17 protein-coding genes are annotated in these 21,112 nt (G+C 68.6%); 11 read left to right on the top strand and 6 right to left on the bottom strand.

The genetic code is table 11. The annotated features are described in order from the left end of the window. Window positions 1–37 precede the first annotated feature (37 nt). Genes glxR through gcl form a run of 3 tightly spaced genes read right to left on the bottom strand, consistent with a single transcriptional unit; the run spans window position 38 to window position 3,609 of the window. Window positions 38–952: a 2-hydroxy-3-oxopropionate reductase gene (gene glxR, locus AC07OC_RS20575; RefSeq protein WP_218293608.1), complete on the bottom strand. Its 915-nt coding sequence runs from the start codon at window positions 950–952 to the stop codon at window positions 38–40. Between the two features lie 50 nt (window positions 953–1,002). Beyond that, the gene (gene hyi, locus AC07OC_RS20570; RefSeq protein WP_218341473.1) at window positions 1,003–1,782 is read right to left on the bottom strand and encodes a hydroxypyruvate isomerase; all 780 of its coding nucleotides are present in this window, start codon (window positions 1,780–1,782) and stop codon (window positions 1,003–1,005) included. Window positions 1,783–1,818: 36 nt separating this feature from the next. Further along, the gene (gene gcl, locus AC07OC_RS20565) at window positions 1,819–3,609 is read right to left on the bottom strand and encodes a glyoxylate carboligase (protein WP_494602071.1); all 1,791 of its coding nucleotides are present in this window, start codon (window positions 3,607–3,609) and stop codon (window positions 1,819–1,821) included. A 121-nt stretch (window positions 3,610–3,730) separates the two neighbouring features. On the opposite strand from gcl, the gene AC07OC_RS20560 reads away from it, so the two are divergent. Further along, on the top strand, window positions 3,731–4,660 hold the full coding sequence (locus tag AC07OC_RS20560) for a LysR family transcriptional regulator (RefSeq protein WP_494602069.1): 930 nt from the start codon (window positions 3,731–3,733) through the stop codon (window positions 4,658–4,660). Between the two features lie 72 nt (window positions 4,661–4,732). On the opposite strand, the gene AC07OC_RS20555 is transcribed toward AC07OC_RS20560, so the two are convergent. Next, window positions 4,733–6,073: a glycerate kinase type-2 family protein gene (locus AC07OC_RS20555; RefSeq protein ID WP_492244208.1), complete on the bottom strand. Its 1,341-nt coding sequence runs from the start codon at window positions 6,071–6,073 to the stop codon at window positions 4,733–4,735. A 242-nt stretch (window positions 6,074–6,315) separates the two neighbouring features. Here AC07OC_RS20555 and AC07OC_RS20550 point away from each other — a divergent pair, with 242 nt between their 5' ends. From AC07OC_RS20550 to AC07OC_RS20505, 10 genes are all read left to right on the top strand, one after another. Then, entirely contained in the window at window positions 6,316–7,596 is a 1,281-nt protein-coding gene (locus AC07OC_RS20550; protein WP_218293603.1) for a C4-dicarboxylate transporter DctA, read from the top strand. Window positions 7,597–7,634: 38 nt separating this feature from the next. Next, window positions 7,635–8,324 (top strand): GntR family transcriptional regulator, encoded by a 690-nt coding sequence (locus AC07OC_RS20545; protein WP_218293602.1) that lies wholly within the window; start codon window positions 7,635–7,637, stop codon window positions 8,322–8,324. A gap of 211 nt (window positions 8,325–8,535) precedes the next feature. Beyond that, complete coding sequence (locus AC07OC_RS20540) at window positions 8,536–10,023, top strand: nucleobase:cation symporter-2 family protein (protein ID WP_218293601.1); 1,488 nt, start codon at window positions 8,536–8,538, stop codon at window positions 10,021–10,023. 374 nt (window positions 10,024–10,397) lie between these two features. Continuing rightward, window positions 10,398–12,704: an NADP-dependent malic enzyme gene (locus AC07OC_RS20535; protein ID WP_218341477.1), complete on the top strand. Its 2,307-nt coding sequence runs from the start codon at window positions 10,398–10,400 to the stop codon at window positions 12,702–12,704. A 351-nt stretch (window positions 12,705–13,055) separates the two neighbouring features. Beyond that, on the top strand, window positions 13,056–14,090 hold the full coding sequence (locus AC07OC_RS20530; protein WP_218293599.1) for an ABC transporter substrate-binding protein: 1,035 nt from the start codon (window positions 13,056–13,058) through the stop codon (window positions 14,088–14,090). A gap of 218 nt (window positions 14,091–14,308) precedes the next feature. Continuing rightward, window positions 14,309–15,133: an ABC transporter ATP-binding protein gene (locus tag AC07OC_RS20525; RefSeq protein ID WP_218293598.1), complete on the top strand. Its 825-nt coding sequence runs from the start codon at window positions 14,309–14,311 to the stop codon at window positions 15,131–15,133. A 20-nt stretch (window positions 15,134–15,153) separates the two neighbouring features. Next, window positions 15,154–15,921 (top strand): ABC transporter permease, encoded by a 768-nt coding sequence (locus tag AC07OC_RS20520; RefSeq protein WP_218293597.1) that lies wholly within the window; start codon window positions 15,154–15,156, stop codon window positions 15,919–15,921. Between the two features lie 113 nt (window positions 15,922–16,034). Then, window positions 16,035–17,084, top strand: a complete 1,050-nt coding sequence (locus tag AC07OC_RS20515) for a patatin-like phospholipase family protein (protein ID WP_494602066.1) — start codon at window positions 16,035–16,037, stop codon at window positions 17,082–17,084. 244 nt (window positions 17,085–17,328) lie between these two features. Next, window positions 17,329–17,865, top strand: coding sequence for a nucleoside deaminase (locus AC07OC_RS20510; protein WP_492254744.1), 537 nt, complete (start codon window positions 17,329–17,331; stop codon window positions 17,863–17,865). Window positions 17,866–17,961: 96 nt separating this feature from the next. Then, window positions 17,962–18,792: an urease accessory protein UreD gene (locus AC07OC_RS20505; RefSeq protein WP_494602064.1), complete on the top strand. Its 831-nt coding sequence runs from the start codon at window positions 17,962–17,964 to the stop codon at window positions 18,790–18,792. Window positions 18,793–18,912: 120 nt separating this feature from the next. Here AC07OC_RS20505 and AC07OC_RS20500 read toward each other — a convergent pair whose 3' ends face one another. Then, window positions 18,913–19,611, bottom strand: coding sequence for an IPTL-CTERM sorting domain-containing protein (locus AC07OC_RS20500; protein WP_494598310.1), 699 nt, complete (start codon window positions 19,609–19,611; stop codon window positions 18,913–18,915). Window positions 19,612–19,792: 181 nt separating this feature from the next. Further along, a complete protein-coding gene (gene alaC / locus AC07OC_RS20495; protein WP_218293592.1) occupies window positions 19,793–21,019 on the bottom strand; it encodes an alanine transaminase in 1,227 nt (408 codons plus the stop codon). Window positions 21,020–21,112: the final 93 nt, after the last annotated feature.

Below are 21,112 nucleotides of genomic sequence, written 5' to 3'. Positions count from 1 at the left end.
GCCGAAAGGCCAGCGGGATTTTTCATGGCGGCCCGCATCAGGCCGGCACTGCCTGCCCGATCTCGAAATTCGCCATCTTCTCCAGCGCCCGCACCATCGCCGAGTGGTCCCACCCCTGGCCGCCATGCGCCACGCAGGCATTGAACAGCTCCTGTGCCATGGCCGTATTGGGCAGCGGCACGCCCAGCGCCCGCGCGCTCGACAGCGCAAGGTTCAGATCCTTCTGGTGCAGCCCGATGCGAAAGCCGGGGTCGAAGGTGCGCCGGATCATGCGCTCGGCATGCACCTCCAAAATTTTTGACGACGCGAAGCCGCCCAGCAGCGCCTGGCGCACGCGGGCCGGGTCGGCGCCCGCGCGGGCGGCGAAGAGCAGCGCTTCGGCCACGGCCTCGATGTTCAGGGCGACGATGATCTGGTTGGCCACCTTGGCGGTCTGGCCGTCGCCGTTGCCGCCCACCAGGGTGATGTTCTTGCCCAGGCGCTCGAACAGCGGCCTGACGCGCTCGAACACCGCTTCGGGGCCGCCGACCATGATGGACAGCGTGGCGTTCCTGGCGCCCAGCTCGCCGCCGGAGACGGGCGCATCCAGGTACTGCGCGCCCACGGCCTCGGTGCGCGCCGCGAAGTCCTTGGTGGCCACGGGCGAGATGGAGCTCATGTCCACCACCACCTTGGCCGTGCTGCCTTTCAGACCCTGGGCCACGCCGTCGGCGCCGAACAGCACCTTCTCCACATCGGGCGTGTCGGGCAGCATCAGAAAGATGATGTCGGCCCGCTCGGCCACGCCGCGCGCCGTGGTGCACTGCGTGGCGCTGCTCTCTGCGATCTGCGGCGCCACGCGGCCGCGCGTGTGCACGTACAGCTGGTGGCCGGCGGCGATGAGGTGGCCACACATGGGCGCACCCATGATGCCCAGGCCGATGAAGCCGAGTTTGAGGGGGGTGTCGGTCATGTTCTTTTTCTCCTTGTGTTGTGGTGATTCGTCCATGGGTCTGTGCCGGGTCATGCCGTGAGCGCAGCGCGCCAGCCGAGGCCGATTTCCGTGGTACGCGCGGGCCGGTACTCGCAGCCCACCCAGCCGCCATAGCCCAGCCGGTCCAGGTGTGCGAACAGGTAGCGGTAGTTGATCTCGCCCGTGCCCGGCTCGTGGCGGCCGGGGTTGTCCGCCAGCTGCACGTGGCCGATGCGCGGCAGGTGCTTTTGCAGCGTGGCGGCCAGTTCGCCTTCGGTGCGCTGCGCGTGGTAGATGTCGTACTGCACGAAGGCGTTGTCGGCGCCCACCTCGTCGAGGAGGTCCAGCGCCTGGTCCGTGCGGGTGAGGTAAAAGCCCGGGATGTCGAACGGGTTGATGGGTTCGATCAGCAGGCGCAGACCGGCGGCCTTCAGCTCGGTGGCGGCAAAGCGCAGGTTGTCGACCAGGGTGCGGCGCAGCACCTGCGCCTCCACACCCGCAGGCGCCTTGCCGGCCAGGCAGTTGAGCTGCGGCACGCCCAGCGCCTGGGCATAGCTGATGGCCTGGGCCACACCGGCGCGAAACTCCACGATGCGAGCGGGGTGGCAGGCAATGCCGCGCTCGCCAGCGGCCCAGTCGCCCGCGGGCAGGTTGTGCAGCACGATCTGCAACTGGTGGCGGTCGATGCGCTCGCGGATGTCTTCCGCCGCAAACTCGTAGGGAAAGAGGAACTCCACGGCCTCGAAGCCGGTGCGCGCGGCGCGCTCGAAGCGGTCGAGAAAAGGCACCTCGGTGAACAGCATGCTGAGGTTGGCAGCGAAACGGGGCATGAACAGGTCTCCGGTATCAGTCAGGAAATGGTGGGGTCAGTCCAGCACTGCGAGCGCGCTGGGCACGTCCGCCGGCTGCGTGGCCAGCGCTTCGAATTCGACGATGCTGTCGATCTCGGTGCCCATGGCGATGTTGGTCACGCGCTCCAGGATCACCTCGATGACCACCGGCGTGCGGTACTCGGCCATCCAGGCCTCGGCCTGGGCGATGGCGGGCGCGAACTCCTCGGGACGGTGCACGCGGATGGCCTTGCAGCCCAGGCCCTCGACCACCTTCACGTGGTCCACGCCGTAGCCGCGCGCCGCCTCGCCCTCGGCCATGTTCACGTTGTCGAACGCGAGCTGGACGCAGTAGTCGATGCTGAAGCTGCGCTGCGCCTGGCGGATCAGGCCCAGGTAGCTGTTGTTGACCAGCACGTGGAGGTAGGGCAGCTTGAACTGCGCGCCCACGGCCAGCTCCTCGATCATGAACTGGAAGTCGTAGTCGCCCGACAGCGCCACGATCTTGCGTGCCGGGTCGGCCACGCGCACGCCCAGGGCGGCGGGCACCGTCCAGCCCAGCGGCCCGGCCTGGCCGCAGTTGATCCAGTGGCGCGGCTGGTACACATGCAGGAACTGCGCGCCCGCGATCTGCGACAGGCCGATGGTGGAGACGTAGCACACGTCCTTGCCCAGCGCGCGGTTCATGCACTGGTACACGCGCTGCGGCTTCATGGGCACGCTGTCGAAGTGGGTCTTGCGCAGGTAGTCCACGCTGTGCTTGCGGCCCAGGCATTCGGCGGCCCAGCCGCTGCGGTCCTTCAGGCGCCCCGCGGCCTGCCATTCGCGCGCCACGTCCACGAAGAGCCTGAGCGCGGCGCCCGCGTCCGAAACGATGCCGAAGTCCGGCGCGAACACGCGGCCGATCTGCGTGGGCTCGATGTCCACGTGCACGAACTTGCGGCCCCGGGTGTAGACATCGACCGAGCCCGTGTGCCGGTTGGCCCAGCGGTTGCCGACGCCCAGCACGAAGTCGCTGGCCAGCATCGTGGCGTTGCCGTAGCGCTGGCTGGTCTGCAGGCCGCACATGCCGGCCATGAGCGGGTGGTCGTCGGGGATGCTGCCCCAGCCCATGAGCGTGGGGATCACCGGCACGCCCAGCACCTCGGCAAACTCCACCAGCAGGCCGGATGCATCGGCGTTGATGATGCCGCCGCCCGCGACGATCAGCGGGCGCTCGGCGTCGTTCAGCATGGCCAGCGCCTTCTCGATCTGGGCACGCGTGGCGGCGGGCTTGTAGGGCACCAGGGGTTCGTAGGTGTCGGGGTCGAACTCGATCTCGGCCAGTTGCACGTCGATGGGCAGGTCGATGAGCACCGGCCCGGGCCGGCCGGAGCGCATGAGGTGGAACGCCTGCTGGAACGCCTGCGGCACCTGCGCGGGCTCCAGCACCGTGGTGGCCCACTTGGTCACGCTCTTGGCGATGGTGGCGATGTCCACGGCCTGGAAGTCTTCCTTGTGCAGGCGGGCGCGCGGTGCCTGGCCGGTGATGCACAGGATGGGGATGGAGTCCGCGCTGGCCGAGTACAGCCCGGTGACCATGTCGGTGCCGGCCGGGCCGCTCGTGCCGATGCACACGCCGATGTTGCCGGCCACGGCGCGGGTGTAGCCCTCGGCCATGTGGCTGGCGCCCTCGACATGGCGCGCCAGGATGTGGCCTATGCCGCCATGCGCCTTCATCGCCGCGTACAGAGGGTTGATGGCGGCGCCGGGCACGCCGAACGCGACGCTCACGCCTTCCTTCTCGAGCACCTTCACGGCCGCTTCGATTGCCTTCATTCTTGCCATTGCTTGACCTCCTTGTGGATGGTCAAACTTTAGGCAAGCCCCTCGTTGGGCGGAAGGTGGCGATGGACCATAAAATTTATTCCAGCCAGGAATAAATCTGGACCGCAACAGGAGACAGACCATGGACCGCCTCGATGCCATGCAGATGTTCGTGCGCGTGGTGGAGACCGGCAGCTTCACCAAGGTGGCGCGGGAGTTCGCCACCACGCAGCCCACGGTGACCAAGCAGGTCGCCGCCATGGAGGCGCACCTGAAGGTGCGGCTGCTCAACCGCAACACGCGCGGCGTGAGCCTGACCGAGCCCGGCGCGCTGTACTACGAAAAGTGCAAGGCCATCGTGACCGACGTGGCCGAGGCCGAGAGCGTGGTGCGCGTGCGCCAGACACAGGTGCACGGCCAACTGCGCGTGGGCAGCTCGGTCGCGTTCGGGCGGCGCGTGGTGGTGCCGCTGGCGCTGGAGTTCATGGTGCAGAACCCGCAGGTGCAGCTGGACCTGAGCTTCGAGGACCGTTATACTGACCTGGTGGCCCAGGGCATCGACGTGGCGATCCGCCTGGGCAAGCTCGCCGACTCGGCCCTGGGTGCGCGCACGCTGGGCATGAACCCCTGGGTGCTGGTGGCCTCGCCCACCTACCTGCGCCGCCACGGCACGCCGCGCCGGCCGTCGGACCTGAAGGACCACGCCACGCTGATCTACAGCAGCGTGCAGGGCAACGACCTGTGGCGGCTGCGCAATGCGAGCGGCGAGGCGGTGTCGGTGCCCGTCACGGGGCGGCTGCGCTCCAACAACCTCTCGGCCCTGCTGGCGGCGGCGCGCGCGCACATGGGCATCGCGGCGCTGCCGCACTACGTGGCGGTCGAATCGCTGGCCGCCGGGCGCGTGGTGGAGGTGCTCAAGACCTGCCGCCTGCCCGAGCAGGAGATCCATGCGGTGTACCCGTCGCCGCGCCTGGTGCCGCAGAAGGTGCAGGCCTTCGTCGCGTTTTTGCAGGGGCGCTTCGGCAAGGACTGGGTGGCGTCCTTGCCGCGCGAAGGCTTGTCAAAAAAGTGAGCTGCCCGCGCTTTCCAGTCAACGGTTTCAAGCACTTTTTGCTTGAAACCCAGGCAGGACAAGCGCGAACCGCTACAAAATCAGGATCGCCCGGAAGTCGTTGACATTGGTGTGCGTGGGCCCCGTGATGACGAGGTCGCCCAGCGCATCGAAGTAGCCATAGGCATCGTTGCGGTCCAGGTGGTCCGTGACGGAGAGGCCCTGCGCGGCAGCGCGCGCCAGGGTGTCGGGCGCGACGCGGGCACCGGCGTTGTCTTCCACGCCGTCGATGCCGTCCGTGTCCGCCGCCAGCGCCCACACGCCCGCCTGCCCTTGCAGCGCCTGCGCCAGCCCCATGCAGAACTCGCCCGCCCGGCCGCCCCGGCCCCTGGGGGCGCCAGGTGGCCGCTGCCGCACGGTGACGGTGGTCTCGCCGCCCGAGAGGATCACGCAGGGCCGCGCGAACGGCTGGCCGTGGCGCGCCACGGCGCGGGCCAGCGCGGCGTGCACCTTGCCCACCTCGCGCGATTCGCCCTCGATCTCGTCCGAGAGGATGTAGGCCGGCACGCCCGCCGCGCGCGCGGCCTCGGCCGCGGCCTCCAGCGACTGCTGCGGCGTGGCCGTCATGTGCACGGCGTGGCCTGCGAACACGGCGTCGCCGGGCTTGGGGGTTTCCAGATCACCCGCCTCCAGCGCGGCACGCACGCTGTCGGGGATGTCGATGCGATAACGTGCCAGGATGGCCAGCGCGTCCGCGCAGGTCGTGGCGTCGGGCACGGTGGGGCCGCTGGCGATGACCGAGGGGTCGTCGCCCGGCACGTCGCTGATGGTGAGCGTGACCACGCGCGCTGGCGCGCAGGCCGCCGCAAGGCGCCCGCCCTTGATGCGCGAGAGGTGCTTGCGCACGCAGTTCATCTCGTCGATGGCGGCGCCGCTCTCCAGCAGCGCCTTGTTGATGCGCTGCTTGTCCTCGAGCGTCAGGCCCTCGGCCGGCAGCGTGAGCAGGGCCGAGCCGCCGCCCGAGATCAGGCACAGCACGAGGTCGTTCCCGGTCAGCCCCCGGGTGCATTCGAGCATGCGCTGCGCGGCGGCCAGGCCCGCCGCGTCGGGCACGGGGTGGGCGGCCTCCACCACTTCGATGCGCTGCGCCAGCCCCTCGGGGCGCGGCGGCGTGTGGTGGTAGCGCGTGACCACGAGGCCCGACAGCGGCGCGTCGGCGGGCCACAGCGCCTCCACGGCCTGCGCCATGGCGCCACCGGCCTTGCCCGCGCCCAGCACCAGGGTGCGGCCGCCACTCTCGCGGCTGGGCGGCGCGGGCAGGAAAGCTGCGGTGTTGTGCAGCGGCAGCGCGCGGCGCACGGCCACACGGTACAGGTATTCAAGGAAGTCTCCGCCCTGGCGGACGGGATCGGGCACGGGGTCGTTGCGGGTCATGGGTGGTCTCCGCGGGCGATTGTGGCGCACCACGCCCGGCGATACCCCGCGCGCAAGTCAAAAGAACTTCAACCGCCCACGCCGGCGGCAGGGCTCCACGCACCCGTGCGGCGCACCGTGGCCCCTTCCCGGGCCGGCCCCAGCCCGGGATAACCCCATGTTCCGGGTGGCCGCACTTGTCTACAGTTCTTGTATGCAAGATTGATCGCCATGCAAGTTCCTTCCTTTTCAAAGGGTTTCCCATGCTCCGCTTCCTCAACTCCCTGTTTGGCCGGGTGATCCTGGCCCTGATTGCCGGCGTGGCCGTCGGGCTGTTCTGGCCCGATACCGCCGTGCAGCTCAAGCCCCTGGGCGACGGCTTCATCAAGCTCATCAAGATGCTGATTCCGCTCATCGTCTTTTGCGTGGTGGTGCACGGCATCGCCGGCACGGGCGACCTCAGGCGCGTGGGCCGCGTGGGCGTCAAGTCGCTGATCTACTTCGAGGTCGTCACGTCCATCGCGCTGGTGCTCGGCCTGGCGCTCGCGTTCTGGTTCGAACCCGGCGTGGGCATGAACATCGACCCCAAGGCGCTCGACCCCAAGGCCATGGGCGCCTATGCGGAAAACGCGAGCAAGCTCACCGGCGGCGGCTTCAGCGACTTCTTGCTCAAGCTCATCCCCACCACGGCCGTGAGCGCGTTCGCCAATGGCGACGTGCTGCAGGTGCTGCTGTTCTCCATCGTCTTCGGCTGCGCGCTGGCGTTGATGGGCGAGCGCGGCGCGCGGGTCACCACCCTCATCGAAGACCTGTCGCACGTGCTCTTCAAGACCATGGGCCTGATCATCAAGCTGGCCCCGCTGGGCGTGCTGGGTGCGATCGCCTTCACGGTGGGCAAGTACGGCATCGGCTCGCTCAAGCAGCTGGGCATGCTGGTGGTGCTGTTCTATGCGGCGGTGTTCCTGTTCGTGGTGGTGGTGCTGGGCCTCATCATGCGTTTCTCGGGCTTCAGCCTGTTCAAGCTGCTGCGCTACCTGCGCGAGGAGCTGGCCGTGGTGTTCGCCACCACCTCGTCCGACAGCGTGCTGCCGCAGATCATGGCAAAGCTCAAGCACCTGGGCATCCGCGATTCGACCGTGGGCCTGGTCATCCCCACGGGCTATTCGTTCAACCTGGACGCTTTCTCGATCTACATCACGCTGGCCGCCGTGTTCATCGCCCAGGCCACGAACACGCCGATCTCGATGGCCGACCTGCTCACCATCCTGGCGATCTCGCTGGTCACGTCCAAGGGCGCGCACGGCGTGCCGGGCTCGGCCATCGTGGTGCTGGCCGCCACGCTGCAGGCGATTCCCGCCATCCCGGCCATCGGCCTCGTGCTGGTGCTGTCGGTGGACTGGTTCATGGGCATCGCCCGCGCCCTGGGCAACCTGATCGGCAACTGCGTGGCCACCGTGGCCGTGGCGGCCTGGGAAGGCGACATCGACCGCGAACGGGCCCACGCCGTGCTGGACGGCCGCGAGCCGCCGCTGCCGCGCGCCTGACAGGGCTCCGCCCCCGCCCACCACGCGACAATCCGGCCATGAGCATCAACCAGACCCAGATCACCCAGCAGGTGGTGGAATCCATCCTCGCCCAGAAGCTCGCCCCGGGCGAGCGCCTGGGCGAGCAGGAACTGGCCGATCTCTTCGGCGTGAGCCGCACCCTGGTGCGCGAAGCCCTCATGCAGCTGCAGGCGCGCGGTTTCGTCGAGGTGCGCCCGCGCCGGGGCTGGTATGTGGTGGAACCCTCGGTGGAGGACGCGCGCGATGCCTTCTCGGCACGGCGCATCATCGAGTCGGGCATCCTGGCGGACGCGGGCCGGCCGCTGCAGTCCGTGACGCGCCGCCTGCGCGCCCACATCGCGCAGGAACAGCAGGCCATCGAGGGCGCCGACGCCGCGACGCGCGCCTTCCTGCTGGCGGACTTCCATGTCTGCCTGGCCGAGGCGATGGGCCACCGCAGCCTCAGCGACATCCTGCGCGACCTCACAGCGCGCACCACGCTGGCGGCGTCGCTCTACCAGTCGCGGCACGAGGCGAGCCAGTCCTGCGCCGAACACGCGGCCATCGTGCAGGCGCTGGAGGCCGGCGACACCGCCCTGGCGCGCGAACGCATGCTCACGCACATCGGCCATGTGGAAGGCGCGCTGAACCCCACCGAGCCCCTGGTGCGGGACCGCCTGCGCGACTCGCTCACACCGCTGGGCAAGCGCGCGCCGGCCGGTCCCTAGCGGCCGGGCCGCCCCCCCTCCCTTGCGGCGGCCCCGGCCGACCGCTCCTTTTTTTCGTGCGGCGCGCGAGGCCCTGGCACGCCCTAGGGTTTACCTTGATCAACGGCCGGGCTAATGTGTATACGATTTTTGTATGGACAACTGTGCACCATCTGATGCGCCGTCTCCACCCCTGAATCCCCACACCCCCGTCAACCCAAAGGAACCTCCCATGCACCCGCCCGTACATCCCGTGGACGAACATTTGCCGGTGGGCCGGCTCACGGCCCTGGGCCTGCAACACGTGCTGGTGATGTATGCCGGCGCCGTGGCCGTGCCCCTCATCGTGGGCCGGGCCCTCAACCTCACTCCCGACCAGGTGGCCAAGCTCATCTCGGCGGACCTGTTCGTCTGCGGGCTCGTCACCCTGATCCAGGCCCTGGGCGCGTCGCGCTGGTTCGGCATCCAGCTGCCGGTGATGATGGGCGTGACCTTCGCCTCCGTCGCGCCCATGGTGTCGATGGCGCAGAGCACGGGCGGCACGGCCGGCGCCGGGCTGATCTTCGGATCGGTGATCGGCGCGGGGGTCATCTCGATCCTGATCGCGCCCCTGGTCAGCCGCATGCTGCGGTTCTTCCCCCCCGTGGTCACCGGCACCATCATTGCCACCATCGGCATCAGCCTCATGCGCGTGGGGATCAACTGGATCTTTGGCAACCCGGTGGGCCCCACGGCCCCCAGCATGGTGAACCCCGAGCACCTCAAGTGGCTCACCGAGATGCAGTCCGCGGCGGGCGCTCCGGGCTCGTCGCTGCCCCCCGTCCCCAAGGGATTCGCCGTGGTGCCCACGGTGCCCAACCCGCGCTACGCGGACCTCACGGGCGTCGGCATTTCGGCCCTGGTGCTGGTCTCCATCCTGCTGATCGCCAAGTTCGCCAAGGGGTTCATCGCCAACATCTCGGTGCTGCTGGGCATCGTCATCGGCGCCGTGGTGGCCGTGGCCATGGGGCTGATGTCGTTCGAGAAGGTGGCCAAGGCCCAGTGGTTCGACCTGGTCCTGCCCTTCGAGATCGCCAGCCCCGTGTTCGACCCCATCCTGATCCTGACGATGACCCTCGTGATGATCGTCGTGATGATCGAATCCACGGGCATGTTCCTGGCGCTGGGCGAGATGACCGACCGCAAGATCGACCAGAACGCGCTCACGCGCGGACTGCGCACCGACGGCCTGGGCACGCTGCTGGGCGGGATCTTCAACACCTTTCCGTACACCAGCTTCTCGCAGAACGTGGGGCTCGTGGCGGTCACGGGCGTCAAGAGCCGCTTTGTCTGCGTGGCGGGCGGCGTGATCCTCATCGTGCTGGGCGTGCTGCCCAAGATGGCGGCGCTGGTGGAGTCCCTGCCCACCATGGTGCTGGGGGGGGCGGGCCTGGTGATGTTCGGCATGGTGGCCGCCACGGGCATCCGCATCCTGGGCGGCGTGGACTTCAAGAACAACCGCTTCAACGCCATGATCGTGGCGGTGTCGATCGGCGTGGGCATGATCCCGCTGATCGCTCCCAACTTCCGCCAGTGGATGCCACACGCCATCCACCCCCTCATCGAATCCGGCATCCTGCTGGCCTCGATCACGGCCGTGGCGCTGAATGTGTTCTTCAATGGCGCCAGCCGCGACACCTCGGCCGCCGTGAATGCGGCCCGCCAGGCCGACGCACATTGATGGAGGGGCCCGCGGCCGCGCGCCACCCCGGCGCCGGGGCGGGCCGGCGGCATCGGGCAGCCGGCCCCGCCGCAGCAAAACACCTGTGACCAAGGCAGATGGAATGGGCGGCCGAACGCGCCACGCAGGGTGCCTCCGCAACGGCGTGCGCGGGGGCGACGTGGAAGCCCGCAGCCCGCGCAAGCCCCACCCACGCCCGGCCCGCGCTGCCCCTGCCGCTGCGCGGGCCCTCCACGGGCCCCGCGCGCGCCCGGGCGGCCGGTATCCCGCGAGGGGCGGATTCCATGCAATGAAGGCATTAACCCCCATTCCGGCGCCTCCTGCCATGGGGTAAGCTCATTTGGCATTTTGCTGAGCATCTCCAGGATTTCCGTATGACCCAGACACTTTCCGCCGCCGAAGAGGCCCTGCGCGACGCCGCGCGCGAGTACCACCGCAACCCCAGCCGGGGCAAGATTTCGGTCACTCCCACCAAGCCCCTGTCCAACCAGCGCGACCTGTCGCTGGCGTACTCGCCCGGCGTGGCCTACCCCTGCCTGGACATCCAGGCCGACCCGTCCAAGGCGTTCGACTACACCTCGCGCGGCAACCTCGTGGGCGTGATCACCAACGGCACCGCCGTGCTGGGCCTGGGCGACATCGGCCCGCTGGCCGGCAAGCCGGTGATGGAGGGCAAGGGCTGCCTGTTCAAGAAGTTCGCGGGCGTCGACGTGTTCGACATCGAACTGGCCGAGCGCGACCCGGACAAGCTGGTGGAGATCATCGCCGCGCTGGAACCCACGCTGGGCGGCATCAACCTCGAGGACATCAAGGCTCCCGAGTGCTTCTACATCGAAAAGCAGCTGTCCGACCGGCTGAACATTCCCGTCTTCCACGACGACCAGCACGGCACGGCCATCATCTCCAGCGCCGCGCTGCTCAACGGCCTGGAGCTGGTGGGCAAGGACATCGGCGCGGTGAAGATCGCCGTCTCGGGCGCGGGCGCGGCCGCGATTGCCTGCGTGGGCGTGATGGTGGGCCTGGGCGTGAAGGTGGAAAACATCTTCATGTGCGACTCCAAGGGCGTGATCTATGAAGGCCGCCCCGACGGCTACGACGAATCCAAGGCGCGTTACGCCCAGAAGACCGACGCGCGCACGCTGGCCGACGCCGTCCACGGCGCGGATGTCTTCCTGGGCTGCTCGGCCCCCGGCGTGCTCACGGCCGAGATGGTCAAGACAATGGCCGACAGGCCCATCATCCTGGCCCTGGCCAACCCCGAGCCCGAGATCCGCCCCGAACTCGCCAAGGCCATCCGCCCCGACTGCATCATCGCCACGGGCCGCTCGGACTACCCCAACCAGGTCAACAACGTCCTGTGCTTCCCCTACATCTTCCGGGGCGCGCTCGACTGCGGCGCCACGAAGATCACCGAGGCGATGAAGCTTGCCTGCGTGCGCCAGATCGCCGACCTGGCCAAGGCCGACATCAGCGAAGAGGTGGCCAGCGCCTATGCGGGCAAGGAGCTCACCTTCGGCCCGGACTACCTGATCCCCACGCCGTTCGACTCGCGCCTGATCCTCAAGATCGCGCCCGCGGTGGCGAAGGCCGCGGCCGAATCGGGCGTGGCCACGCGCCCCATCACCGACATGGAGGCCTACAAGGAGGCCCTGTCGCGCTTCGTCTACCAGACCGGCATGCTGATGCGCCCCGTGATCAACGCGGCCAAGGCCCTGCCCGACGCACAAAAGCGCGTGGCCTATGCCGACGGCGAGGACGAGCGCGCGCTGCGTGCCGCGCAGATGGCCATCGACGACAAGATCGCCGTGCCCATCCTGATCGGCCGCCCCGCCGTCATCGCCGCCCGCATCGAGAAGGCCGGCCTGCGCATGCGCCTGGGACAGGACGTGGAAGTGTGCAACCCCGAGGACGACCCCCGGTTTCGCCAGTACTGGGAGCACTACCACCAGCTCATGAAGCGCAACGGCGCCACGCCCGAGGTGGCCAAGGCCGCAGTGCGCCGCTCCAACACCATCATCGCCTCGCTGATGGTCGCCCTGGGCGATGCCGACGCCATGATCTGCGGCCTGGTGGGCACCTATGAAACGCACCTGGAACGCATCCACAGCATCCTGGGCCGCGAGGAGGGCGTGAACGACTACGCCGCGCTCAACGCGCTGATGACCAACCGGGGCACGCTCTTCATCGCCGACACCTATGTGAACGAGAACCCCACGGCCCAGCAGCTGGCGGACATCGCCTGGATGTCGGTGCAGGAGGTGCAACGCTTTGGCCTGCCGGCCAAGGTCGCCTTCCTGTCGCACTCCAGCTATGGCTCGTCCAAGCGCGCCTCGGCCCGCAAGATGCGCGAGGCGCGCGACCTGTTCGTGGCCGCCCACCCCGGGATCGAATGCGACGGCGAACTGCATGGCGATGCCGCGCTGGAGCCCAACATCCGCAACGCCTACATGGCGGACTCCACGCTCACCGATTCGGCCAACCTGCTGATCTGCCCCAACCTGGACGCGGCCAACATCCTCTACAACGTGCTCAAGACCACGACCAGCGGCGGCGTGACCGTGGGCCCCATCCTCATGGGCGGTGCGGCCACGGCCTACATCCTCACCCCCGCCGCCACCGTGCGCCGCGTGTTCAACATGACGGCGCTGGCCGTGGCCAGCGCGGCGGCACGCCCCAAGTAAGGGCACCGCGCCGCGGGTGCAATGCCCGCGGCGCCTGCCAGCCCCCCCGGCATGCACCGTGGCGGGGCCGTCAGCGCCGGAGCGGCCGGCGGGTGTGCCTGCGGCGCACCATTTCGGGAAACCCTGCATGCGCGCCTGCACCGCTTCGGTGAACAATGGTCCGCTGCCTGACATTACAACCACCAAAGCGGGCATCGTTTTTGCTGACCCTGACGGCATGGGCCCCGCGCGCCCGGCCCCACCGGTCGGTCGCCGTGTTGCCCTTCCCTCTCGCCTGCCCTTCTTGTTCTTCTTTCTTCGTCCTTGTTCTTCGCTCGCCGCGTCCCTTGCCGTCTTCTGACAGGAGCCCCCATGAAAAAACGCTCGTTCTTGCAAACCACCGTGCTGATGATGGCCGCCACCGGCCTGTTCTCGCTGGCCCAGGCGCAAACGCCCACGCCGATCAAGTTCCAGCTCGACTGGCGCTTTGAAGGCCCCGCCGCGCTCTTCCTGCAGCCCGTGGCCAAGGGCTACTTCAAGGCGGCGGGCCTGGATGTGACGGTGGATGCCGGCAACGGCTCGGGCGGCGCCGTGCAGCGCGTGGCCTCGGGCACCTACGACATGGGCTTTGCCGACCTGGCCGCCGTGATGGAGTTCCACGCCAACAATCCCGACGCGCAGAACAAGCCCGTGGCGGTGATGATGGTCTACAACAACACGCCCGCCTCCGTGATGGCGCTCAAGAAGAGCGGCATCGCCAAGCCGGCCGACCTGGCGGGCAAGAAGCTGGGCGCACCCGTGTTCGACGCGGGCCGCCGCGCGTTCCCCATCTTCCAGAAGGCCAACGCCATCGGCAGCGTGCAATGGACCGCCATGGACCCACCCCTGCGCGAGACCATGCTGGTGCGCGGCGACGTGGACGCGATCACCGGCTTCACCTTCACCTCGCTCCTGAACCTGGAGGCGCGTGGCGCCAAGGCGGCCGACGTGGTGGTGCTGCCCTATGCCGACTTCGGTGTGAAGCTCTACGGCAACGTGATCATCGCGTCGCCGAAGCTCATCAAGGAGAACCCCGCGGCCATCAAGGCCTTCCTCTCGGCCTTCGCCAAGGGCGCCAAGGAAGTGATCGCCAACCCCGGGGCGGCCATCGAGCACGTGAAGGCGCGCGACGGCATCGTGAACGTGCCGCTGGAAACGCGCCGCCTGCAACTGGCCATCGACACCGTGATCAACAGCCCCGACGCGCGCGCCGAGGGCTTTGGCCAGGCCAAGCCCGGCCGCCTGTCGCTGATGGCCTCGCAGGTGTCGGATGCGTTCAACACCAAGACGCGCGTGAACGCCGACGATGTGTGGAACGCCAGCTTCCTGCCCGGCGCGGCCGAGCTGAACATCCTGCCCAAGAAGTGAAACACACCCTGAGTCGCTTCGCGCCTTTCCCCTCCCTCACATGGCTTCGCAATCCCGGAGGGGGCCGCCCCCCATGCGGCGGGGCGGTCCTTGCACGGGGGCGCTGGCTTGAGCCTCGCCAGTTTCGTGCGGGGTGGGTGGCGCTCGGCGCTATTGAAAACTGAAATGCATGGGCCGCTCGCCCGGCCCGGTGCGCAACCTTTATTTACGGACACCTGATGCAGGCTGCCGATTCCTATTTCGTGGATTTTCGTGACGTCTGGCTCGCCTACAACGACGAGCTGCGCGCGCAGAACCATTTCGCCGTCGAGGCCATCGACCTGCAGGTGCGGCGCGGCGAGTTCATCGCCATCGTCGGTCCTTCGGGCTGCGGCAAGTCCACCTTCATGAAGCTGGCCACGGGCCTGAAGATGCCGTCGATGGGCAAGATCCTCATCGACGGCCAGCCCGTGACCGGCCCGCTCAAGATCTCGGGCATGGCCTTCCAGGCCCCTTCGCTGCTGCCCTGGCGCACCACGGTGGACAACGTGCTGCTGCCGCTGGAGATCGTGGAGCCGTACCGCAGCAGCTTCAAGCAAAAGCGCAAGGAGTACGAGGAGCGCGCGCGCCGCCTGCTGCAGAAGGTGGGCCTGGCCGGCTACGAGGACAAGTTCCCCTGGCAGCTGTCTGGCGGCATGCAGCAGCGCGCCAGCATCTGCCGCGCGCTCATCCACGAGCCCAAGATGCTGCTGCTCGACGAGCCCTTCGGCGCGCTCGACGCGTTCACGCGCGAGGAGCTCTGGTGCATCCTGCGCGACCTGTGGACCGAACAGCGGTTCAACGTGATCCTGGTCACCCACGACCTGCGCGAGTCGGTCTTCCTGGCCGACACGGTGTACGTGATGAGCAAGAGCCCGGGCCGCTTCGTCGTCAGGAAGGAGATCGAGCTGCCGCGCCCGCGCGAGCTGGAGATCACCTACACCAAGGAATTCACCGACATCGTGCACGAGCTGCGCGGCCACATCGGCGCCCTGCGCAAGGCCGGCGCGCCCCTCCAGCAATAGATTGATCCGAGCCTGTTTCCATGCACAAGAAAACCGTAGAACGCTGGTCTCCCTGGATCCTGCTGGTCGCGATCATCCTGCTCTGGCAGATCATCTGCTCGGCCTTCAACGTGTCCGAGTTCATCTTCCCCAGCCCCTGGGCCATCGCCACCCAGTTGGTCGAGTTCGGCGGCGTCATCGCGGGCCACGCATGGCGCACCTTCTGGGTGACCATGGCCGGCTTTGGCATCGCCATCGTGGTGGGGGTGCTGCTGGGCTTCGTGATCGGCAGTTCGCGCATCGCCTACGCGGCGGTCTATCCACTGATGACCGCCTTCAACGCGCTGCCCAAGGCGGCGTTCGTGCCCATCCTGGTGGTGTGGTTCGGCATCGGCGTGGGGCCGGCCATCCTCACGGCGTTCCTCATCAGCTTCTTCCCGATCATGGTGAACATCGCCACCGGCCTGGCCACGCTGGAGCCCGAACTCGAAGACGTGCTGCGCGTGCTGGGCGCCAGGCGCTGGGACGTGCTCACCAAGGTCGGCCTGCCGCGCTCCATGCCCTACTTCTTCGGCTCTCTCAAGGTGGCGATCACGCTGGCCTTCGTGGGCACCACGGTGAGCGAGATGACCGCCGCCAACGAAGGCATCGGCTACCTGCTGATCAGCGCGGGCTCCTCCATGCAGATGGGCCTGGCGTTCGCCGGCCTGATGGTGGTGGGCGCGATGGCGATGGTGATGTACGAACTGTTCAGCTGGGTTGAAAAGCGCACCACCGGCTGGGCCCACCGGGGCTCGCAGGGAGAGTGAAGGCCCGGCCGCGCCGGTAGCGGCGTGCAAGGCCCCGGCGCCACGGGCAGCGCCTCTCTTCTTTACAGCCTGCCGCTATACTCGCCGCCCCGTCGACAACAGGATTCCTTGGCATGCGGTTGGAAGTCTTTTTGCGCCCCCTGGCGCTTGTGGGTTGCCTGGGCCTCGCGGCGTGCGGCGGCACGCCCCCGCAACAGCCCGCCACGCCCGCGCAGGGCGCGGCCGCCACCGGCACCCCATCCCCAGGCGCGCCTATCAAGGTGGGCATCGCCCTGGGCGGGGGCGCCGCCAAGGGCTTCGCGCACATCGGCGTGATCAAGATGCTGGAAGCCAATGGCTTCGCCCCCGCCGTCGTCTCCGGCACCAGCGCGGGCAGCGTGGTGGGCGCGCTGTACGCCAGCGGCATGAATGCGTTCGAGATGCAGGAAAAAGCCGTGGCGCTCGACGAAGCCAAGATCCGCGACCTGCAGCTGTCGTCCGGCGGGCTGGTGCTGGGCCAGAAGCTCGAGGACTACGTCAACGAGCAGGTGCGCCGCAAGCCCCTGGAGCAAATGGCCAAGCCCTTCGTGGTGGTGGCCACCCGGCTCGAGGACGGCGAGCGCACCGTGTTTTCGCGCGGCAACACGGGCCAGGCCGTGCGCGCCTCGAGCAGCGTGCCGGGCGTGTTCCAGCCGGTCACCATCGGCAAGTACCACTTCGTGGACGGCGGCATCGTGAGCCCCGTGCCGGTGGATGCGGCGCGCCAGCTGGGCGCGGACATCGTGGTCGCCGTGGACATCTCCAACAAGGCCCGGGGCCAGTCGCCAGGCAACATGCTGGGCGCGCTGAACCAGTCGATCGCCATCATGGGCCAGAAGCTGGGCCAGGCCGAACTGGCACGCGCCGACGTCATCATCAGCCCCAAGGTGCTGGACATCGGCCCGGCGGATTTCAGCCAGCGCGCCGGCGCGATCCTGGAAGGCGAGAAGGCCGCCCTGGCCGCCATGCCGCAGATCCGCGAACGCATCGCGCAGTTGCAGGCCGAGCGCGCCCGCGCGGCGCAGCAAGCCCAGCAAAAGGTCCTGGAGGCCGAGTACAAGGCCTGCCTGGACAACCGCTCGCGCCTGCAAAGGCTGGCGGGCATGGCGGGGCTGGACGACCCCTGCCCCGCGCCCGGCAGGTAGCCCGCCGGCCCGGCAGGCCCCCGAAGGCGCGGCCCCGCTGCGCGACATGCGCGCCCGGGGCGGTATCGCCCACGTCACGGGACGGCTCCTTGCTGCGGCGTGCCCACCACACCCCCACCGCGCCACCGGGGACCGCCCCGCGCCTCGGGCAGCACGGCGAAAGCCATGCACACATGTCACACAATGTTCTTGGCATGCCCCATGCATGCCGCTGGGCGCAACACACCATGCCCGGAGACAGCCCATGCCTGCCCTCATGTCCGCAGCGCCCCCCCAGCCCGGCGAAGCAGCCGCCCTTGCCGCCAACGACGGCGTGTACCTGCGCCAGGCCATCGCGTGGTCGTGCCGTGCCCGCGCGCGCGGCAACCCGCCGTTTGGCGCGGTGGTGATCGGCGCGCAGGGCGAGCTGCTGTCCGAGGCGTACTGCAACACCGCCGAAACGGGCGACTGCACCGGCCATGCCGAAACCAATGCCGTGCGCCAGATCAGCGCGCGCGTGGACCGCGACACGCTGGCGGGTGCCACGCTCTACACCTCGGCAGAGCCGTGCGTGATGTGCGCGGGCGCCATCTTCTGGTCGGGCATCGGCCGCGTGGTGTTCGGCATCGACGCGGCGCGCCTGCACGCCCTGCAGGTGCCCCGCTCCCGGCAGGCCTATGCGGCAGCAGCAGCCCTCTCGGGGCGCGACGTGCTGGCGGCGTCGCCCCGTTTCATCGAATGCATCGGCCCCGCCCTCGTGGCCGAAGCCAGCGCGCCACACGTGGGGTTCTGGTCGTCCTGAGCGAGAAGGCTTCGCCAGGGCCCGGCGCCTGGGCCGCCACCGCTTGCCCACGGGGCATAATCAGCTACTTATTTAATAGCAAAAGACACCCGCACCATGCCCTGGCACGCGCGCCTGCAGCTGAACTACTCGGTAGAAAACGCCCGCACCGTGGCGCGCCATGAGCACAGCGGACCGCTGCGCATCCTGCAGAGCCTGTACCCCGAAGGCGACGCGATTTGCCACAACGTGCTGGTGCATCCGCCCGGCGGACTGGTGGGCGGCGACACGCTGGACATCACCGCCACCGTGGGCCCGGGCGCGCACGGCCTCGTCACCACACCGGGCGCCACGCGCTTTTACCGATCCACCGGCCCGCTGGCGCTGCAGCGCAGCCACCTCACCCTGGCCGAGGGTGCGCGGCTCGAATGGCTGCCGCTGGAGGCGCTGTGCTACAGCGCCTGCAATGCCGAGAACCACCTCACGCTGAACCTCGCCCCCGGCGCCGAATGCATGGGCTGGGACGTCACGGCCCTGGGCCTGCCCCACGCCAACCAGCCGTTCGACACCGGCCGCTTCGCTCAGCACCTCGAAGTGCCCGGCCTGTGGCTGGAGCGCGGCGTGATCGACGCGGCCGACCAGCGCCTGCTGAACAGTCCCCTGGGCCTGGCGGGGCACCGCTGCCTGGCCAGCCTGTTCTTTGCCGCCGGCACCCCGCTGGACCGCCCCCGCCGCGACGCCGCCCTGGACGCCGCGCGCGCCGTGGTGGACGGCCATGCACTCCAGGCCAGCGCCGGCGCCACCAGCCCCAATGCGCAGATGGTCGTGCTGCGCGTGCTGGCGCCACAGGTGGAGCCCGCGATGCAGTTGCTCAAGGCCGTGCGCATGGCCTGGCGGGAGGTGCTGTGGAAATTGGAGGGCGAAGCGCCCCGCATCTGGGCCATGTAGGGCCATGTAGGGCCATGTAGGGCCTGCAGACCTGCTGGCCCGGCCTGGCCAGGGCGGCACACACGGCACGGCCGAAACCCGGCCGCAGTGCTGCGCCCGGCGGGGCCAGGCCGCGTCCCGTCAGGAGGGCACGGAGCCTGCGCTGGCCCGGGAACGATGGCGCAGTGCCACCAAGGCGGCAATCGCCATGAACACGGCCATCAGGGCCAGGCTCCATTCGGCCAGGGTGGGAACAGCGGTGACGGCAGAGGGCGCCACGGCCCAGGCCCGGGCGGAACCAAATGCCAGCGACCGGCTGGTGTCGGCACCGAGGACGAGAACGCATGAATCCGGCACACCCGCGGGCGAGGCGCCGACGGTGAGGCACTGCGCGTTGTGGTCGACTTCCCCTGTTGCCAGGAACAAGACCCAGGAATGCCGGTCACCCGGCACATGGGGAGAGGTTCCGGTCAGCCAGCGCTGGATCCGGATGTTCGTGGTGGTGATGGCGCCGGAGGCGTTGGTGGATACGTTGAAAAAGAAGATGCGGACGGCCGGGTCTGCACTGGAATAGGTATTGATGCCATCCGAGAAGCTGAAGGCCGTGACCAGGGGCGCCACGTTCGCGGCAGAGAGATTGGCCGCCAGCGGGGCGGAGGTTGTGAACGAGCCTGATGCGCCCATGCTTGTATTGAAGTTCTGGCAGGGGCCCGTCACACACAGGGTGAAATCGATGAACAGGTTGTAGTTGCCGGTCGCGGTGGCCACGTAGGTCGTGGGCTGCGCATGGGCCACCGCTGCGGCGCACAGCATCACCAGCGCCGCGAGCCAATTCTTCATACATTCCTTCATGGACCCCCCTCCGCGTTTTGTGAAACAACAGGAGAGGGATCGTATAGGCATTCGCCCGCAATACCTATACGCCGATGGCCCCATGAACCCGTCCGATCAGCGGCGGCCCGTCCCGCAGGAGCCCGCTTCGAAAGCCAGTCGCCATCCGGGCGGGTGTTTTCGGCAGGCCTCAGGCCGCCGCGGCCGCAGGCACCTTCAGCAAACCATCGGCCTTGAACATCGCGCGGATGCCGCGCACCGCCTGGCGGATGCGGGCCTCGTTCTCGATGAGGGCGAAGCGCACGTACTCGTCGCCCTGGTCGCCGAAGCCGATGCCGGGCGATACGCAGACCTTGGCCTTGTCCAGCAGCTGGCGCGCGAATTCGAGCGAGCCCAGGGCGCGATAGGGTTCGGGAATGCGCGCCCAGATGTACATGCTGGCCTTGGGGCAGTCCACGGCCCAGCCCGACTCCGTGAGGCCCTTGTAGAGCACGTCGCGGCGGCGCTGGTACTGGGCGGCGATGTCTTTCACGCACTGCTGGTCGCCCTCCAGCGCGGCGATGGCGGCCACCTGCAGGGGGGTGAAGGTGCCGTAGTCGTGGTAGCTCTTGATGCGCGCGAGCGCGGCCACGAGGTCGGGGTTGCCAACCATGAAGCCCACGCGCCAGCCGGCCATGTTGTAGCTCTTGGAGAGGGTGAAGAACTCCACGGCCACGTCCTTGGCGCCGGGCACTTCCATGATGCTGGGGGCGCGGTAGCCGTCGTACACGATGTCGGCGTAGGCCAGGTCGTGCACCACCAGGATGTCGTGCTTCTTGGCCAGGGCGATCACGCGCTCGAAGAACGACAGCTCCACGCACTGCGCCGTGGGGTTGCTGGGAAAGCCGAAGATCATCATCTTGGGCTTGGGGTAGCTGCCACGGATGGCTTTCTCCAGCTCGGCGAAGAAGTCCACGTCGGGCGCCACGGGCACGCTGCGGATGTCGGCCCCGGCGATCACCGCGCCGTAGATGTGGATGGGATAGCTCGGGTCGGGCACGAGCACGGTGTCGCCCCGGTCCAGCGTGGCCAGCATCAGGTGGGCCAGGCCCTCCTTGGAGCCGATGGTGACGATGGCTTCCGTGTCGGGGTTGATGTCCACCGCGTAGCGGTCCTTGTACCAGTGGCTGATGGCGCGGCGCAGGCGGGGGATGCCCTTGCTGGCGGAGTAGCCGTGGGTGTCGGGCCGCTGGGCCACCTCGGTGAGCTTGGCCACGATGTGCGGCGGGGTCGCGCCATCGGGGTTGCCCATGCTCATGTCGATGATGTCCTCGCCACGGCGGCGGGCAGCCAGTTTCAGCTCGGCCGTGATGTTGAAGACGTAGGGGGGAAGGCGATCGATGCGCGCAAAGCGGCGCTTGCCCTGAGAAGCAGACATGCTGGTGAACTTTCACGTAAGCGCCCGGAACCGTCCGAGCGACGTGGCCAACAATGGGGTTGGCCCGGGTTCACTGTAACGCAGAACGCGGTG

This window comes from Acidovorax sp. GW821-FHT10E04, assembly GCF_059415185.1.
This window is presented reverse-complemented; position numbering and strand designations above follow the sequence as displayed.

Coding starts and splice junctions, on each gene's coding strand:
- glxR (WP_218293608.1), bottom strand. CDS start 952: ATGACCGACACCCCCCTCAAACTCGGCTTCATCGGCCTGGGCATCATG.
- hyi (WP_218341473.1), bottom strand. CDS start 1,782: ATGCCCCGTTTCGCTGCCAACCTCAGCATGCTGTTCACCGAGGTGCCT.
- gcl (WP_494602071.1), bottom strand. CDS start 3,609: ATGGCAAGAATGAAGGCAATCGAAGCGGCCGTGAAGGTGCTCGAGAAG.
- AC07OC_RS20560 (WP_494602069.1), top strand. CDS start 3,731: ATGGACCGCCTCGATGCCATGCAGATGTTCGTGCGCGTGGTGGAGACC.
- AC07OC_RS20555 (WP_492244208.1), bottom strand. CDS start 6,073: ATGACCCGCAACGACCCCGTGCCCGATCCCGTCCGCCAGGGCGGAGAC.
- AC07OC_RS20550 (WP_218293603.1), top strand. CDS start 6,316: ATGCTCCGCTTCCTCAACTCCCTGTTTGGCCGGGTGATCCTGGCCCTG.
- AC07OC_RS20545 (WP_218293602.1), top strand. CDS start 7,635: ATGAGCATCAACCAGACCCAGATCACCCAGCAGGTGGTGGAATCCATC.
- AC07OC_RS20540 (WP_218293601.1), top strand. CDS start 8,536: ATGCACCCGCCCGTACATCCCGTGGACGAACATTTGCCGGTGGGCCGG.
- AC07OC_RS20535 (WP_218341477.1), top strand. CDS start 10,398: ATGACCCAGACACTTTCCGCCGCCGAAGAGGCCCTGCGCGACGCCGCG.
- AC07OC_RS20530 (WP_218293599.1), top strand. CDS start 13,056: ATGAAAAAACGCTCGTTCTTGCAAACCACCGTGCTGATGATGGCCGCC.
- AC07OC_RS20525 (WP_218293598.1), top strand. CDS start 14,309: ATGCAGGCTGCCGATTCCTATTTCGTGGATTTTCGTGACGTCTGGCTC.
- AC07OC_RS20520 (WP_218293597.1), top strand. CDS start 15,154: ATGCACAAGAAAACCGTAGAACGCTGGTCTCCCTGGATCCTGCTGGTC.
- AC07OC_RS20515 (WP_494602066.1), top strand. CDS start 16,035: ATGCGGTTGGAAGTCTTTTTGCGCCCCCTGGCGCTTGTGGGTTGCCTG.
- AC07OC_RS20510 (WP_492254744.1), top strand. CDS start 17,329: ATGCCTGCCCTCATGTCCGCAGCGCCCCCCCAGCCCGGCGAAGCAGCC.
- AC07OC_RS20505 (WP_494602064.1), top strand. CDS start 17,962: ATGCCCTGGCACGCGCGCCTGCAGCTGAACTACTCGGTAGAAAACGCC.
- AC07OC_RS20500 (WP_494598310.1), bottom strand. CDS start 19,611: ATGAAGAATTGGCTCGCGGCGCTGGTGATGCTGTGCGCCGCAGCGGTG.
- alaC (WP_218293592.1), bottom strand. CDS start 21,019: ATGTCTGCTTCTCAGGGCAAGCGCCGCTTTGCGCGCATCGATCGCCTT.